This is a genomic window from Pseudomonas sp. NPDC089547 (assembly GCF_050280665.1).
In the GTDB taxonomy this organism is placed as follows: Bacteria; Pseudomonadota; Gammaproteobacteria; order Pseudomonadales; family Pseudomonadaceae; genus Aquipseudomonas.
In genome coordinates this window covers 106,063-121,316 of sequence record NZ_JBNNVS010000006.1, presented here as the reverse complement: position 1 = coordinate 121,316, position 15,254 = coordinate 106,063, and the positions used below count along the sequence as shown (strand labels likewise).

The following is a 15,254-nucleotide window of genomic DNA, read 5'->3' as shown; positions in this document are numbered from 1 at the left end:
GGATACCGATACGTGCAATCAGATGGAACGATTGGCGCACACTACCTTCAAATACTGGCTAAATGCCCTGCCAGACCCGGCAAAGCTGGTTAGACTCGCTTAACAGGACGGCGCAGTGGCAGATAACGACAACAATTGATCCGCCACGCTTTCAATGGACTTTTCTTGCTTGGGCCTTCTCACATGATTCAAACAGCCTCGATGGACCAACGTAGCTTTCGCAAGCTGTTGAGCCGAAACGTCGGCCTGCCTCTGGGCGTAGGCCTGTTGGGGGCCGTGGCATTTGTCGCGGTGATCAACTACCTGCTGTCAGCCATGCAGTGGGTCGAACACACTGACCGGGTCATCGGCAATGCCAACGAGACGGTCAAGCTGTCGATCGACATGGAAACCGGCATGCGCGGCTTCCTGATCACTGGCGACGAGCGTTTTCTCGACCCCTACGAGGTGGCCAAGCCGCGCATTCTTGGCAGCCTGCAAAGCTTGCGGGGCATGGTTGCGGACAACCCGCAGCAGGTTGACCGCATCGACCGTCTGATTGCCTTGCAGCAAGCCTGGAACAACTTCGGCAGCGAGATGATTGCCCTGCGCCGCAGCCAGGGCGACTACCAGGCGTCGGTCGGCAATGGCCGGGGCAAGCGCCTGACTGACGAAGTGCGCAAGGAGTTCGACGCCCTTATCGGCACCGAACAGCAGCTGCGCATGGCCCGTAACGAAAAGGTCAGTAGCGTCACTGTTACCGCTATCTCGGTATTCGTGCTGTTCATTGTTGGCCTCAGCGCCTTGCTGGCTTACCTGGGCCGTCGCGACCTGCTGGCGTTGTCGAACAATTACGAAGAAAACTTCAAGGCGCAGCAGCGCGCGGCCGAGCGCCTGGAGCATCAGGCCTGGCTGCGCAATGGCCAGACCCAACTGGCCGAGCAGGTGCTGGGCCAACTGACGCTGCCCATGCTGGGTGACAACATATTGCGTTTCTTTGCCAGCTACCTGAGTAGCGTGGTGGGGGCGGTCTATGTGCGTGACGAGCACGGGCGGCTGGTGCGGGTGGCTACCTATGGCCTGGATGCAGAAGAACAGGCACGGGAGCAAGTTAAAGGTGATCATGACGGCTTGTTGGCTCAGGCCGTACGCGAAGGTCGTCTGCTATGCCTTGAGGACCTGCCTGAAGACTATTACCGCATGAGTTCCGGTCTGGGCAGCGGCCTGCCACGCAATGCCCTGCTGATGCCGGCAACTGACGACGGCCATATCAACGGTGTGATTGAACTGGGCTTCCTGCGCCCCCTGGAGGCGCGTGATCACGAAATGATGGAGCGCCTGGGCGGCAACCTCGGCATTTCCATCGAAAGCGCCCGCTACCGCCAGCGCCTGCAGGAAGTGCTGGCCGAGACCCAGCAACTGAACGAAGAGCTGCAAGTGCAGCAGGAAGAGCTGAAAACCGCCAACGAAGAGCTGGAAGAACAGTCCCGTGTGCTCAAGGAGTCGCAGGCCTACCTTGAAACCCAGCAGGCGGAACTTGAGCAGACCAACGAGCAGTTGTCCGAGCGCACCGAGGCGCTGGACCGCAAGAACGACGAGCTGATGCAGGCCCAGGATGAACTGCAGGCGCGTGCCGACGAGCTGCAACGCTCCAGCAAGTACAAGTCCGAATTCCTGGCCAACATGTCCCACGAACTGCGCACGCCGCTGAACAGCTCGCTGATCCTGGCCAAGCTGCTGTCGGAGAACGCCGAGGGCAACCTTAGCGACGAGCAGGTCAAGTTCGCCGATTCGATCTATTCGGCGGGCAATGACCTGCTCAACCTGATCAACGACATTCTCGACATCGCCAAGGTCGAGGCTGGCAAACTTGAAGTGCGCCCGGAAAGCACCCAGGTGGAGCGACTGGTCGAGGGCCTGCGTGGTATGTTCGAGCCGTTGGCGGGTCACAAGGGCCTGGCTTTTGAGGTAAATGCCGAACCGAACGTGCCGGCCACCTTGTTCACCGACCGCCAGCGCCTGGAGCAGATCCTCAAGAACCTGTTGTCCAACGCCATCAAGTTTACCGAACGGGGCCGGGTCAGCCTGAACATCGGCTACCAGCCCGGCACAGGCATTGTCTTTGCCGTGCGCGATACCGGCATCGGCATTGCTGCCGACCAGCAGCAGGCGATTTTCGGCGCTTTCCACCAGGTAGATGGCACCAGCAACCGCCGCTATGGCGGCACTGGCCTGGGCTTGTCGATTTCCCGCGACCTGGCGCATCTGCTCGGTGGGCAGATCAGCGTCGACAGCAGCCCCGGCCAAGGCAGCGTGTTCAGCCTGATCCTGCCCGAACGCTTCGAGCGTGCCGGGCAGGATATCGAACCCCTCAGCCTGCGCCCGGCAGTCGACACCCTGCCACCCGCACCGCAGGTGCCGGTGCTGGCAGCCCCGAAACGCCCGCTGCTGGCGTTTGATGACGACCGCGAGCGTGCGCCGTTCGGCAACCGCTGCATCCTGGTGATCGAGGACGAGCCAAACTTTGCCCGTATTCTGTTCGACCTGGCCCACGAACTGGGTTACAGCTGCCTGGTGGCGCAGGGTGCCGACGAAGGCTTCGAGCTGGCTGCCCAGTACATTCCCGATGCAATCCTGCTGGACATGCGTCTGCCCGACCATTCTGGCCTGACCGTGCTGCAACGCCTGAAAGAGCAGGCCGGCACCCGGCACATTCCCGTGCATATCATTTCTGTCGAAGACCGGGTCGAGGCCGCCATGCACATGGGCGCCATCGGTTATGCCGTCAAACCCACCAGCCGCGAAGAACTGAAAGAAGTGTTCGCCCGTCTGGAGGCCAAGCTGACGCAAAAGCTCAAGCACATCCTGCTGGTGGAAGACGACGACCTGCAGCGCGAGAGCATTGCCCTGCTGATTGGCGACGACGATGTGGAAATCACTGCCGTGGCGATGGCCCAGGATGCCCTGGAACTGCTGCGCGAGAACATCTATGACTGCATGATCATCGACCTCAAGCTGCCCGACATGCTCGGCAACGAGCTGCTCAAGCGCATGACCGCCGAGGATATCCGTTCATTCCCGCCGGTGATCGTGTATACCGGTCGCAACCTCACCCGCGAAGAAGAAGCCGACCTACTCAAGTATTCGCGTTCGATCATCATCAAGGGCGCACGCTCGCCGGAGCGCCTGCTGGATGAAGTGACGCTGTTCCTGCACAAAGTCGAGTCGCAGTTGTCCAACGAACGCCAGCGCATGCTCAAGACAGCACGCAGCCGCGACAAGGTGTTCGAAGGCCGCAAGGTGCTGCTGGTGGACGACGATGTTCGTAATATCTTCGCCCTCACCAGTGCCTTGGAGCACAAGGGCGCGATCGTCGAGATCGGCCGTAATGGGCGTGAGGCCATTGAGCGCCTGGAGCAGCATGACGACATCGATCTGGTGCTGATGGACGTGATGATGCCGGAAATGGACGGCTTCGAGGCCACCCGCCTGATCCGCCAGCAACCGCGCTGGCGCAAGCTGCCGATCATCGCCGTGACCGCCAAGGCCATGAAGGATGACCAGCAGCGTTGCCTGCAGGCGGGCGCCAATGATTACCTGGCCAAACCGATCGACCTGGACCGCCTGTTCTCGCTGATCCGTGTATGGCTGCCGCAACTGGAGCGAATTTGACTAGCGAACGTAACACCGACATCGAAATCCGCTTGCTGATCGAGGCCATCTACCTCAAGTACAGCTACGATTTTCGCAATTACTCCGGCGCTTCGATCAAGCGCCGGATCCTGCATGCGCTGCGCCAGTTCGACTGCCTGACGGTGTCGGCGCTGCAGGAGCGCGTGCTGCACGACCCGGGCATGTTCATGCAGTTGCTGCAGTACCTGACGATCCCGGTCAGCGAGATGTTCCGGGACCCGGGGCATTTCCTGGCCCTGCGCAACGAAGTGGTGCCGCTGTTGCGCACCTGGCCGTCGATCAAGGTGTGGATTGCGGGCTGCAGCACAGGCGAGGAGGTGTATTCCATGGCCATCCTGCTGCGCGAGGAAGGCCTGCTGGAGCGCACCATCATCTATGCCACCGACATCAACCCGCATTCGCTGGACAAGGCCAAGCAGGGCATCTATTCGATGCAGAGCATGCGCGAGTACGCCGAAAACTACCGCATCGCCGGTGGGCGCCGGGACTTTTCCGAGTACTACACGTCGGCCTACGGCAACGCCATCATGGACAGCACCCTGCGCGACAACGTGACCTTCGCCGACCACAGCCTGGCCACTGACAGTGTGTTTTCCGAAACCCAGCTGGTGTCGTGCCGCAACGTGCTTATCTATTTCAACAAAGCGCTGCAGGACCGTGCTTTGGGCCTGTTCCATGAGTCGCTGTGCCACCGCGGCTTCCTGGTACTGGGCAGCAAGGAATCGGTGGACTTTTCGGCTTACGGCGACCATTTCGAACCGCTGGTGAAGCCTGAACGGATCTACCGCAAATCATGAACGGCGTGCGCGCGGTAGTGATCGGCGCTTCGGCGGGCGGGGTGACGGCACTGTTCACCGTGCTCGGTGGGTTGCCCATCGGTTTCGGTATCCCGGTCATCTGCGTGCTGCATCTGCCCGATAACCGCCACAGCCAGTTGGCCGAGGTGCTGCAACGGCGTTTGCAGCGCCCGGTGTGCGAGGCCCGCGACAAGCAACCGGTCGAGCCCGGGCAGGTTTATGTGGCCGGGCCTGGTTACCACTTGTCGGTAGAACGCGACTTCACCTTGTCGCTGAGCCAGGAGCCAGCGCTGCATTTTTCCCGGCCATCGATCGATTTCCTGTTCATGTCGGCGGCCGATGCCTACGGTGAAGGCCTGCTTGGCGTGTTGCTGACCGGTGCCAATGAAGATGGTGCCGAAGGCCTTGCCTACATCAAGAACAGCGGGGGCCGGACAATCGTTCAGGACCCTCGCGACGCACAGGTTGCGCTGATGCCCGAGGCCGCCCTGGCCCTGCACCAGCCTGACCATATTCTTCCTTTGAGTGGCATCGAGCAGTTGCTCGCCGCCCTGGAACCCAGCGCATGTTAAGCCACACCATCGCCAAACTGCTGATCGTCGATGACCTTCCGGAGAACCTGCTGGCCCTCGACGCCCTGATCCAGGGTGAAGACCGCGAGGTACACCAGGCCCAGTCTGCAGAAGCCGCGCTGTCGCTGTTGCTCGAACACGAGTTCGCCCTGGCCATCCTCGATGTGCAGATGCCGGGCATGAACGGTTTCGAGCTGGCCGAGCTGATGCGCGGCACCGAAAAGACACGCAATATTCCCATCGTGTTCGTCACTGCTGCCGGGCGCGAGATGAACTACGCCTTCAAGGGCTACGAAAGTGGCGCGGTGGACTTTTTGCACAAGCCGCTCGACACCATGGCGGTAAAAAGCAAGGTATCGGTGTTTGTCGACCTGTACCGCCAGCGCAAGGTGCTCGACCGCCAGTTGCAGGCGCTGGAGCGCAGCCGCCAGGAGCAGGAACTGCTGCTGGCCCAGCTACAGGCCGCACGCGCTGAACTGGAGCACGCTGTGCGTATGCGCGATGACTTCATGTCGATCGTTTCCCACGAGGTGCGCACGCCGCTCAATGGCTTGATCCTGGAAACCCAGCTGCGCAAGATGCACCTGGCCCGTGGCAACCTTGCAGCGTTCAGTGGCGACAAGTTGCAGGCGATGGTCGAGCGCGACGAACGGCAGATCAACAGCCTGATCCGCCTGATCGAAGACATGCTCGATGTGTCGCGTATCCGTACCGGCAAGCTGTCGCTGCGGCCCAAAGCTTTCGACCTGAGCCAGCTGGTGCGTGGCCTGGTGGAGAATTTTGCGGCCCAGGCCACCGCGTTGGACACGCACATCGAGTTGCAACGCTGTGAGCCACTGCAAGGTGAGTGGGACGAATTTCGCATTGAACAAGTGGTGGCCAACCTGTTGTCCAATGCTTTGCGTTACGGTGAACGCAAGCCGGTTCACGTCCGTGTTTTCAGGCAGGACGGCGTGGCGTGCGTGCAAGTGCAGGACCAGGGTATCGGTATTGGTGCGGCCAACCAGCAACGTATTTTCCAGCAGTTCGAGCGGGTGGCTGCTCAACAGGCCAGTGGCGGGTTGGGCTTGGGGCTGTACATATCGGAACAGATCGTGCACGCCCATGGCGGCTGCATAAAGGTTGAAAGTGCAGAGGGCCAAGGTGCCACCTTTACCTTGCAACTGCCGCTGGCAGCATACGAACAACAAAACGACCAGGCGCGGGCAACCTCTGCATGAGCTTGGGGTCTGATGGCCAACTGTAAGTATTTCAAGGCGTTAACATGAGTGAAGATGCACAAGATGTGGTGCTGGTCGTCGAGGATGAACCAGCGATTCGCATGATCTTGCGTGATTACCTGGCGGGTGAGGGGTATCACGTGCTGGTAGCCGAAGACGGCGAACAGGCGTTCGCGATTCTGGCCAGCAAACCCCATTTGGACCTGATGGTGACGGACTTCCGCTTGCCCGGGGGGATCTCCGGGGTGGACATTGCCGAGCCAGCGGTCAAGCTGCGGCCGGATCTGAAGGTGATCTTCATCAGCGGCTACCCGGCTGAGATTCTTGAATCCGGCAGCCCGATCACCCGCAAGGCACCGATCCTGGCCAAGCCGTTTGACCTGGATACCTTGCATGAGCAGATCCAGGCACTGCTGCGCTGAGATCAGACATCTCGAGACAGGATACGGTCCCTGTAGGAGCGGCCTTGTGTCGCGAAAGGGCCGCAAGGCGGCCCCGGCATTTTTTGCATCTGGCTTGATACCCCGGGGCCGCTGCGCAGCCCTTTCGCGACACAAGGCCGCTCCTACAGGATCTGCGCTTACCTCAAGGTTCTTTCTATTCCCCCCATCAGCATACTCTCCATCAACCTCAGCCCCTGTTCCTCGGGCAATGCCTTCAGCATCCCCGGCAACTGGTTCAGCAGCGTCGCCACCACATGCGCCGTCGCCACCAGCGCTTCCCCCTGCAACTTTGCCTGTGGCGCGATCAACCTCAGCAGCCCTGCCTCATAACGCGAACGCAACAACGCTAAACGCGCCCGCTGCTCGTCACTCAGGCAGCACAAATCCCGCTCGGCCAGCCGAAACTGCAGGGGCCGCTCGGCATGCAACTGCCAGTGCGCCGCAATGAGGCAACTCAACGCCGACGCCCCGCGGGCCATGGCCCGACGGCCTTGCTCCAGGGTGGCCTGCAGCTCCTCGTACAACTCCTCGATCAAGTCGTACAACAGGTCCTGCTTGCTGGGGAAGTGATGGTAGAGCGAGCCAGCCGTCAGCCCGATATGGGCTGCCAGTTCGCGCATGCTGACCTGGCCAAAGCCCTTTTCGGCAAACAGCGCCATGGCCTGGTCACGTCGCTCTTCAAAGCTGGCACAGCGCATTGCGGCATTGACCGGGGGCATGGCGCATGGTCCTCAGTAGGTGAAGAAACCGCGGCCGCTCTTGCGCCCCAGCCAACCGGCCGCGACCATTTCCTTGAGCAGTGGGGCAGGGCGGTATTTGCTGTCGTTGAAGCCCTCATGGAAAGCCTCCATGATCGCCAGCAGCGTGTCCAGGCCAATCAGGTCGGCCAGCGCCAGCGGGCCGATGGGCTGGTTGCAGCCCAGGCGCATGCCGGTGTCGATGTCTTCGGCGCTGGCCAGGCCTTCCTGGCGCACGAAGATGGCTTCGTTGATCATTGGCACCAGGATGCGGTTGACCACGAAACCCGGGCGGTTGCCCGCGGTGATCGGTGTCTTGCCGACCTTTTCTGTCACCACCAGCGCCTGGGCGTAGGTGCTGTCGCTGGTCTGCAGGCCACGGATGATTTCCACCAGCGCCATCATCGGCACCGGGTTGAAGAAGTGCACGCCAATGAAGCGCTCGGGGTGCTCGATGCTGGCGGCCAGTTGGGTGACCGACAGCGACGAAGTGTTGGTGGCGATCAGGCAGTCGGCGGCGACGTTGGCCGCCACTTGCTGCAGGATGCGCTGCTTGAGTTGCAGGTTTTCAGTGGCGGCTTCGATCACCAGCTGTGCCGCGCTGAGCTGGGTATAGTCCGTGCTGGTGCGAATGCGGGCCCTGGCGGCGGCTGCCTTGTCCGCATCCAGCGTGCCTTTGCTGACCTGGCGTTCGAGGTTCTTGCTCAAGGTGGCCACGCCGCGCTCCAGCGCCGCGTCGGAAACGTCCACCAGCAGCACCTGATAGCCAGCTACCGCGCACACCTGGGCAATGCCGTTGCCCATGGTGCCGGCGCCGATCACCGCGATCTGTTCAATGCTCATGTGTCAGTCTCCCTCAAACGCGCTCGAAGACCACGGCAATGCCTTGGCCGCCACCGATGCACATGGTCGCAAGCGCGTAGCGGCCCTGGATGCGCTGCAGCTCATGGATGGCCTTGGTGGCGATGATCGCGCCAGTGGCGCCCACCGGGTGGCCCAGGGAGATGCCGGAACCGTTGGGGTTGACCTTTTCCGGGTCGAAGCCCAGCTCGCGGGCCACGGCGCAGGCCTGGGCGGCGAACGCTTCGTTGGACTCGATCACATCCAGGTCCTGCACGGTCAGGCCGGTCTTTTCCAGCACCTTGCGGGTGGCCGGGATCGGGCCCAGGCCCATCAGCTCGGGCTCGACACCGGCATGGGCGTAACCCACCAGGCGTGCCAGTGGTTTCAGGCCCAGGCGGCGCACTGCATCACCCGTGGCCAGCACCAGGCCGGCGGCGCCATCGTTGATGCCGCTGGCGTTGCCGGCGGTGACGGTGCCGTCTTTCTTGAACACCGGTTTCATCCCGGCCAGCTGCTCTGCGGTCACTTCGCCACGCACATGTTCGTCGACGCTGAACTGCACACTGCCTTTACGGGTTTTCAGTTCCAGCGGCACGATCTGGCTGTCGAAGCGGCCTTCGGCAATGGCACGGGCGGCGCGGCGCTGACTGGCAAGGGCCAGTTCGTCCTGCATCTCGCGGGTGATGCCGTGTTTGGCCGAGACGTTTTCGGCGGTGATGCCCATATGGAAGTGCTGGAACGGGTCCTGCAGCACGCCGACGGTGTAGTCGATGCCTTGCATGTCACCCATGCGGGCGCCCCAGCGCGCCTGTGGCAGCAGGTAGGGGCCACGGCTCATGGATTCGGCGCCGGCTGCTACAGCCACATCGGTGTCCCCCAGCAACAGGCCTTGGGCCGCGGAAACGATGGCCTGCAAGCCCGAGCCGCACAGGCGGTTGACGTTGAACGCCGGGGTTTCCTTGGGGATGCCGGCGTTCATCGCCGCCACCCGGGCCAGGTAGGCATCGCGCGGCTCGGTCGGAATCACCGTGCCCATCACCAGGTGGCCCACGTGCTCGGCGGCCAGGCCAGAGCGCTCGATGGCGGCGCGGGTAATGGTGCTGGCAAGGTCAGCCAGCGGCAGGTCCTTGAGGGAGCCGCCAAAGCCACCAATGGATGAACGGACGGCACTGACGACGTAGATTTCTGCGTTGCTCATAGGGGCTCCGATTGCGAAGGCATGGCGGGACCGGGCCTGGCTCTGCGAGAATGGCCGGCGGTCCCGGAGTGGGATCGAGTCTAGGCAAAGGCTCTGTTTCAGCCTATGCCGGAACTGTTCATACAACCTGGCACTTTTTGCCACTCAGCATAGACAGCGAAAACCGCCATGCGCGATAGCGATTCGGTCGCCGTGTACTTTCTCAACGCCATGCTCCATGCCCTGCGCGACAGCCCAGCCGAGCGTGATGCACAACTGCGTGCGGTGGGCATCGACCCACGGCTGCTTGAACAGCCACAGGCGCGTGTGCCGGCCAAGGCGTTCGCCGAGCTTTGGCTGGCGATGATCCAGCGCCTGAACGACGAGTTTTTCCGCCTCGACAGCCATGGCATGCCGCTGGGCAGTTTTGCCCTGATCTGCCGGGGCTTGATACTTGAACCCAACCTGGAAAAGGCCTTGCGCCAGTGCATGGCCGGCTTCGGCCTTTTCCTGCGTGACCTGCGCGGCAGCCTGACGGTGCGGGGCGGGCGGGCGCTGATCAGTGTGCAGTCCAGCATTGCCGACCCGTTGACCCGGGTGTATGCCGAAGAAACCTACCTGGTACTGATGATCGGCATGCTGTGCTGGCTGGCCGGGCGGCGCATCGCCATCGACCGCACCGAGCTGGCAGTGGCGCGCCCGGCCCAGGAGGACGACCTGCTGCTGTGGGGGCCGGACCTGCGCCTGGGCAGCGGGCGTACCGAGGTGGAGTTCGACAGTGACTACCTGCGTTTGCCGGTGGTGCAGGACGTGGTCGCCTTGAAAACCTTCCTGCGCAGTGCGCCACAAGGGTTGGTTATTCGCTTTCGTAACCAGAACGGGCTGGTGGCCGAGGTGTACCGGCACTTGCGCACGCGGTGTTATGGGCAGTGGCCGACGCTGACGGCGCTGGCGCAGCAGCAGGGGATCAGTGCCAGTACGTTCCGGCGGCAGTTGGAGCGGGAGGGGCGTTCGTACCAGCAGATCAAGGACGAGGTGCGCCGGGCAATGGCGTTCGAGCGCTTGCGTGAAGGGGTGTTGAGTATTGCCGAGATCGCCGAACAGGCGGGGTTCCAGGAGCCCAGTGCGTTTCACCGGGCGTTCAAGAAATGGACCGGGCACAGCCCTGGCAGCTACCGGGCGCGGCTGGCCGGGCGTTAGCGGTTACCTGCACTGGCCTCTTCGCGGGCTTGCCCGCTCCCACAGGTACTGCACCGGTTTCAGGCTCGGTGCGGTCCCTGTGGGAGCGGGCAAGCCCGCGAAGAGGCCGGCACAGGCTAGCGATCAACGATCAGGCCGGCACCATGGCAAACCCGACACCAAACCGGTTCCAGGCATTGATCGTGGCAATCGCCAGGGTCAGGTTGGCCACTTCGGCCGGTTCGAAGTGTTCCTGCAGGGCTTCATATTGCCCCTGCGGCGCGCCCTGTTCAGGCAAGCGGGTCAGGCTCTCGACCCAGGCCAGCGCCGCACGTTCGCGGGGGGTGAAGTAGGCGGTTTCCTGCCACACGCACAATGTCTGCAAGCGTGCTTCGGTCTCACCTGCCTGGCGTGCATCATTGGCATGCAGGTTGACGCAGTAGGCGCAGCCGTTGATCTGCGAAGCCCGCAGGCGCACCAGCTCCAGCAGGGAACTCTCAAGGCCGCTCTTGGCCAGGGCCTGCTCCAGGCCGACCATGGCCTTGTAGGCTTCGGGTGCGTGTTTGGCCCATTCGATACGGTTGTGCATGGCTGTCTCCAAAAGGGTGTGCAGTGGGGATGGCGCTACTGTAACGCCGCCCATTGGCCTCCCCGATAGCCAATCGTGCGCATAAGCAGGAGGCCAATCGACCATTCAGGTGGCCACTGACAAGCATCCAATCTCTTCATTTCTGCCTGGCCGGTCGAGCCGGGATAATGGCCGGATCTTGTTACCAGAGAACCGATTCGCAATGAGAGCTGCCTTGAACCTGCTGCTGGTGATTCTGCTGGCGCTGAACCTGCGGCCGATCCTGACCAGTATCGGCCCCTTGCTCGAACCCATGCGCGCCAGTACCGGCCTGGGCTACCAGCAGGCCGCCCTGCTGACGGCGTTGCCGGTACTGTGCATGGGCCTGGTGCCGTTGCTGCAACCGTGGTTGCGGCGCTGGATCAGCGAGCATGGCGGCATGCTCGGTGGCCTGGCTGCCATTGCCCTGGCCTGCCTGTGGCGCTTGCAACTGGACAGCACGTGGGCGCTGATTGCCAGTGCGGTGTTCGCCGGCCTGGGAGTGGCGGTGGTACAGGGCATGATGCCGGGGTTGGTCAACCGCTGGTTCCCCGGGCGCCTGGCCGGGGCGATGGGCCTGTATTCGGCGGCACTGATGACGGGCGGCGGCCTGGCCGCCGTACTCGGCCCACATATCAGTGGCTACTTCGGCCATTGGCAAGCTGGCCTTGGCCTGTGGGCGATACCGGCGCTGCTGGCGGTTCTGGCCTGGGCTGTGCTGCGGCCACGTCAGGAGGCACCCAAGCTGGCGGGTGCAACAGGCGGGCACTGGTTCGGCACGCGCCGGGCCTGGTTGCTGGCCCTGTACTTTGGCCTGATCAACGGTGGCTACACCAGCATGGTGGCCTGGTTGCCGGCGTACCACATCGAGCACGGCGGCAGCGCCCAGGGCGGTGCAGACCTGGTCGGCTTGATGACGATTTTCCAGGTGGCGGGTGCACTGGGTTTGCCGTTGCTGCTGCGCCGCCTGGCAGACCGCCGCCCGGGCTTGTGGCTGGCGCTGGCCATCCAGCTGGTGGGTTTCCTTGGCCTGCTGCTGGCGCCAACGCTGGCGTCGGGGCTGTGGGTAGCGATGATCGGTTTCGGCCTGGGCGCCTGCTTCAGCCAGTGCCTGACGCTGACCCTGGAACACCTGAAAACGCCTGCCGAGGCCGGCAGCCTGGCAGCATTCGTACAGGGCGTTGGCTTTATCATCACCGGTATCGTGCCCTATATCACCGGTTGGCTGCGTGACATGAGTGGCAACTTCCAGGCATCGTGGACGCTGCTGACCGTGACTGTGGTGGCCATGTTGCTGGTAACCACCTGCTTCAACCCCCGTGGTTATGCCGCAGCCGTTGCACGTACGCCCGCGCCGGGCAAGGTCGCATCGGTCAGCTGAGGCCCTGCAAGGTGTCGCGCACCCGGTCCAGTGCCGGGTCGATGTCCAGCAGCTCGATGGCCCCGAAGCCCAGCAACAGCCCCGGGCGCACCGGTGCCTCGCTGAAGAACGGTGCCAGCGAATACAGGCCGACTTCCACCTTGCGCGCCAGGTTGGCCAGCAACTCGATATCAACCCCGGGTTTGGCCAGTGCGCTGAGGTGGAAGCCGGCGCTGGCGGGGATGGCGCTGAACCACGGTGACAGGTCGCCACCCAGGCGCGTCAGGATGCGTTCGCGGCGGGCGCTGTAGACTTCGTGGCAGCGGCGGATGTGCTTGTTCAAGTGGCCTTCGCCCAAAAAGCGCGCCAGCGCCCATTGCAGCAAGGTCGGGCTGTGCCAGTCACTGAGGTGCTTGGCCACACAGGCGGCCTGCAAGACTGCAGGCGGCAACACGGCATAGCCCAGGCGCAGCTCGGGCAGCAGGGTTTTGGAGAAGGTGCCCACATAGGCCACCAGGCCATGCTGGTCGAGGCGCTGCAAGGCATCCGGGGCCGGCCCGTGGTAGCGGAACTCGCAGTCGTAGTCGTCTTCGATAATCAGTGCACCCAGCTCGGCGGCCCGTGCCAGCAGGGCATGCCGGCGTGGCTCACTCATCGGCATGCCCAGTGGGAACTGGTGCGAAGGCGTTACGTAGATCAGCCGGGTGCCCTCGGCGATCTGCTCCACGCATAGCCCTTCGTCATCCACCGGCACGGATTGCAGGCGTGCGCCCAAGGCCAGGAACAGCTGCCGTGCCGGCGGGTAGCCTGGGTCTTCCATGGCCACCTGGCAACCCGGCTCTACCAGCACCCGGGCGATCAGGTCCAGCGCCTGCTGGGCGCCGTTGCACACCAGCAGGTCGGCCGCGCTGCAATGCACGCCGCGGGCGTAGGCGATGTGGTGGGCAATGGCCTCGCGCAGTTCCGGCAAGCCTTGGGCCGTGAACTGCCGCTCGGGGTGGCGCTGGCTGCGTCGCAGGGCGTAGTTCAGGCAACTGCGCCACTGGTCGAACGGGAACTGCGCCTTGCTCGATGCGCCGCCGACAAAGTCATACCGCGACGGTGCTTGCAGCTGGCGCTGGCCGAGCACGGTGGCACGCTGCTGCCAGCGTTCGAGCGACGCGGCGCCGGCCAGGGGGATGGTGGTGGATGCAGGGGGGCGCAGGGGTTGGCGCGGGCTGATGAACGTGCCGCGGCCGACCACGCCGCTGAGCAGGTTGTCGTAGGTCAATCGCGAATAGGCCTCGGCCACGGTCTTGCGCGATACGCCCAGTTGCTCGGCCAGCAGGCGGGTGGGCGGCAGCTGGGTACCGGCGGCCAGGTGGCCACTGTCGATACCGGCACGCAGTTGCTGGTAGAGCTGGTCGGCCAGGCCTTTGCGGCCCTCCAGGCGAATGTGCAGTTCCATGGGGCGGTCCGAAGCGGGGGAGTGCTCAGGATAGCGGATTGGTCGGGGAAGGGCATGGGGCCGCGAGGCAGCCCCGAAAAGTCAGAACCGGGCGGTGCTTACGGTGATGTAGCCTTTATCCGCCACCGCGATGCGTATCACCGTCTCATCGGTCGGTGCCTTGCGGTTGCGCTTTATGCGCACGCCATCCACCGTCGCAGCCTTCATATGCTGTGAGATGGCCCGCCCGTTCGGGTCGAAGAACACCTCGCTGGCCAGCAACTCGATACGTTCGACCAATTGCCGGGAGTGTTCGTCGGTAGCGCAGAAGAACATCACCCCGGACAGGTGGGGGTCTTCATCGGGGTTGCTGATGTCATGGGTTAGCATTTCGCGCAGGCTGCTGCGCAGTTCGGCAATGGAGCGGGCGTACAGGTGCATACGGAGCCTCCTCTGGATCGCGACCTGGCGTTGTCCAGTGACGATCTTGTTTTCCGTGCGCCGGGGCGGCAAGTAGGATGCGTCCGAGAGTGTTGTGGGAAATTTCTGAAGGCGCCGAAATGCCAGCCCTGTCTGGCAGGTCGTGGAGGCCTGCGGCACAATTCGCCGTCTGATACCCGTTTTGCCGAGGATTGCCATGAACAGCCATTTCCAGCCCGTCGACCTGCAAAAGGCCTATCGCTTGCTGAACCACGGCCCTACGGTGCTGGTTTCGGCCAGCCATGAAGGGGTGGACAACGTGATGGCAGCTGCCTGGGCGTGTGCGCTGGACTTCGACCCGCCCAAGGTGACGGTGGTGCTCGACAAGATCGCCCGCACCCGGCAGCTGGTGGAGGGCAGTGGCTGGTTCGTGATCCAGGTACCGACCGCAGCACAGGCGCAGCTGACCCATCAGGTGGGTACCCGCAGCTTGTTCGACCAACCCGACAAGCTGGCCAGCATCGGTGTGCAGCTGGCCCGGGTCGAGGGGCATGCGGCACCACTGGTGCAGGGGTGTTCAGCGTGGTTGATGTGCCGGGTAATCGACGAACCGCACAACCAGAGCACCTATGACCTGTTCATTGGCGAAGTGGTGGCGGCCTGGGCCGATGACCGGGTGTTCCGCGATGGGCACTGGGCTTATGAACATGCCGACCCGCAGTGGCGCAGTTTGCACTATGTGGCGGGTGGGCATTTTTATGCGATTGGCGACGCGGTGGTGGTCGACTTACCGGGTTGATA

At 63.2% G+C, this 15,254-nt stretch carries 14 protein-coding genes; 8 read left to right on the top strand and 6 right to left on the bottom strand.

Annotated features, from left to right (window positions below):
* Positions 1-183: 183 nt before the first annotated feature.
* From ACQKPZ_RS06415 to ACQKPZ_RS06395, 5 genes are read left to right on the top strand one after another with little or no spacing between them, the layout of a single operon-like run.
* Positions 184-3,651 (top strand): response regulator, encoded by a 3,468-nt coding sequence (locus ACQKPZ_RS06415; protein WP_427536252.1) that lies wholly within the window; start codon positions 184-186, stop codon positions 3,649-3,651.
* Complete coding sequence (locus tag ACQKPZ_RS06410; protein ID WP_427536250.1) at positions 3,648-4,469, top strand: CheR family methyltransferase; 822 nt, start codon at positions 3,648-3,650, stop codon at positions 4,467-4,469. The genes ACQKPZ_RS06415 and ACQKPZ_RS06410 overlap by 4 nt, the downstream gene beginning before the upstream one ends.
* The gene (locus ACQKPZ_RS06405) at positions 4,466-5,041 is read left to right on the top strand and encodes a chemotaxis protein CheB (protein ID WP_427536248.1); all 576 of its coding nucleotides are present in this window, start codon (positions 4,466-4,468) and stop codon (positions 5,039-5,041) included. Before ACQKPZ_RS06410 ends, ACQKPZ_RS06405 begins: the two co-directional genes overlap by 4 nt.
* On the top strand, positions 5,035-6,261 hold the full coding sequence (locus ACQKPZ_RS06400) for a hybrid sensor histidine kinase/response regulator (RefSeq protein WP_427536246.1): 1,227 nt from the start codon (positions 5,035-5,037) through the stop codon (positions 6,259-6,261). Before ACQKPZ_RS06405 ends, ACQKPZ_RS06400 begins: the two co-directional genes overlap by 7 nt.
* Before the next feature lie 44 nt (positions 6,262-6,305).
* Positions 6,306-6,683 (top strand): response regulator, encoded by a 378-nt coding sequence (locus tag ACQKPZ_RS06395; protein WP_136914262.1) that lies wholly within the window; start codon positions 6,306-6,308, stop codon positions 6,681-6,683.
* Positions 6,684-6,841: 158 nt separating this feature from the next.
* On the opposite strand, the gene ACQKPZ_RS06390 is transcribed toward ACQKPZ_RS06395, so the two are convergent.
* The 3 genes from ACQKPZ_RS06390 to ACQKPZ_RS06380 are packed head-to-tail and all read right to left on the bottom strand — an operon-like array spanning position 6,842 to position 9,482.
* Positions 6,842-7,423 (bottom strand): TetR/AcrR family transcriptional regulator, encoded by a 582-nt coding sequence (locus ACQKPZ_RS06390; protein ID WP_427536244.1) that lies wholly within the window; start codon positions 7,421-7,423, stop codon positions 6,842-6,844.
* A gap of 12 nt (positions 7,424-7,435) precedes the next feature.
* A complete protein-coding gene (locus ACQKPZ_RS06385; RefSeq protein ID WP_427536242.1) occupies positions 7,436-8,284 on the bottom strand; it encodes a 3-hydroxybutyryl-CoA dehydrogenase in 849 nt (282 codons plus the stop codon).
* 13 nt (positions 8,285-8,297) lie between these two features.
* Entirely contained in the window at positions 8,298-9,482 is a 1,185-nt protein-coding gene (locus tag ACQKPZ_RS06380) for an acetyl-CoA C-acyltransferase family protein (protein WP_427536240.1), read from the bottom strand.
* Between the two features lie 168 nt (positions 9,483-9,650).
* Here ACQKPZ_RS06380 and ACQKPZ_RS06375 point away from each other — a divergent pair, with 168 nt between their 5' ends.
* Entirely contained in the window at positions 9,651-10,661 is a 1,011-nt protein-coding gene (locus tag ACQKPZ_RS06375; RefSeq protein WP_427536238.1) for an AraC family transcriptional regulator ligand-binding domain-containing protein, read from the top strand.
* Between the two features lie 130 nt (positions 10,662-10,791).
* On the opposite strand, the gene ACQKPZ_RS06370 is transcribed toward ACQKPZ_RS06375, so the two are convergent.
* On the bottom strand, positions 10,792-11,229 hold the full coding sequence (locus tag ACQKPZ_RS06370) for a carboxymuconolactone decarboxylase family protein (protein ID WP_391129150.1): 438 nt from the start codon (positions 11,227-11,229) through the stop codon (positions 10,792-10,794).
* Between the two features lie 202 nt (positions 11,230-11,431).
* Here ACQKPZ_RS06370 and ACQKPZ_RS06365 point away from each other — a divergent pair, with 202 nt between their 5' ends.
* The gene (locus ACQKPZ_RS06365) at positions 11,432-12,628 is read left to right on the top strand and encodes a CynX/NimT family MFS transporter (RefSeq protein ID WP_427536236.1); all 1,197 of its coding nucleotides are present in this window, start codon (positions 11,432-11,434) and stop codon (positions 12,626-12,628) included.
* Here the strand turns inward: ACQKPZ_RS06365 and ACQKPZ_RS06360 are convergent.
* Complete coding sequence (locus tag ACQKPZ_RS06360; protein ID WP_427536234.1) at positions 12,621-14,054, bottom strand: PLP-dependent aminotransferase family protein; 1,434 nt, start codon at positions 14,052-14,054, stop codon at positions 12,621-12,623. The two genes, ACQKPZ_RS06365 and ACQKPZ_RS06360, sit on opposite strands and share 8 nt — an antisense overlap.
* Positions 14,055-14,135: 81 nt before the next feature.
* Positions 14,136-14,474 carry a hypothetical protein gene (locus tag ACQKPZ_RS06355; RefSeq protein WP_427536232.1) on the bottom strand — a complete coding sequence of 113 codons (339 nt, stop codon included), beginning with the start codon at positions 14,472-14,474 and terminating at the stop codon, positions 14,136-14,138.
* A 196-nt stretch (positions 14,475-14,670) separates the two neighbouring features.
* Between ACQKPZ_RS06355 and ACQKPZ_RS06350 the strand changes: the two genes are divergently transcribed.
* Positions 14,671-15,252: a flavin reductase family protein gene (locus ACQKPZ_RS06350; RefSeq protein WP_427536230.1), complete on the top strand. Its 582-nt coding sequence runs from the start codon at positions 14,671-14,673 to the stop codon at positions 15,250-15,252.
* Positions 15,253-15,254 lie beyond the last annotated feature (2 nt).

Excerpts from the sequence above, each read along its gene's own strand:
- ACQKPZ_RS06375 (WP_427536238.1), top strand. The coding sequence starts at position 9,651 with ATGCGCGATAGCGATTCGGTCGCCGTGTACTTTCTCAACGCCATGCTC.
- ACQKPZ_RS06385 (WP_427536242.1), bottom strand. The coding sequence starts at position 8,284 with ATGAGCATTGAACAGATCGCGGTGATCGGCGCCGGCACCATGGGCAAC.
- ACQKPZ_RS06355 (WP_427536232.1), bottom strand. The coding sequence starts at position 14,474 with ATGCACCTGTACGCCCGCTCCATTGCCGAACTGCGCAGCAGCCTGCGC.
- ACQKPZ_RS06415 (WP_427536252.1), top strand. The coding sequence starts at position 184 with ATGATTCAAACAGCCTCGATGGACCAACGTAGCTTTCGCAAGCTGTTG.
- ACQKPZ_RS06360 (WP_427536234.1), bottom strand. The coding sequence starts at position 14,054 with ATGGAACTGCACATTCGCCTGGAGGGCCGCAAAGGCCTGGCCGACCAG.
- ACQKPZ_RS06405 (WP_427536248.1), top strand. The coding sequence starts at position 4,466 with ATGAACGGCGTGCGCGCGGTAGTGATCGGCGCTTCGGCGGGCGGGGTG.
- ACQKPZ_RS06370 (WP_391129150.1), bottom strand. The coding sequence starts at position 11,229 with ATGCACAACCGTATCGAATGGGCCAAACACGCACCCGAAGCCTACAAG.
- ACQKPZ_RS06395 (WP_136914262.1), top strand. The coding sequence starts at position 6,306 with ATGAGTGAAGATGCACAAGATGTGGTGCTGGTCGTCGAGGATGAACCA.
- ACQKPZ_RS06390 (WP_427536244.1), bottom strand. The coding sequence starts at position 7,423 with ATGCCCCCGGTCAATGCCGCAATGCGCTGTGCCAGCTTTGAAGAGCGA.
- ACQKPZ_RS06380 (WP_427536240.1), bottom strand. The coding sequence starts at position 9,482 with ATGAGCAACGCAGAAATCTACGTCGTCAGTGCCGTCCGTTCATCCATT.
- ACQKPZ_RS06350 (WP_427536230.1), top strand. The coding sequence starts at position 14,671 with ATGAACAGCCATTTCCAGCCCGTCGACCTGCAAAAGGCCTATCGCTTG.
- ACQKPZ_RS06400 (WP_427536246.1), top strand. The coding sequence starts at position 5,035 with ATGTTAAGCCACACCATCGCCAAACTGCTGATCGTCGATGACCTTCCG.
- ACQKPZ_RS06365 (WP_427536236.1), top strand. The coding sequence starts at position 11,432 with ATGAGAGCTGCCTTGAACCTGCTGCTGGTGATTCTGCTGGCGCTGAAC.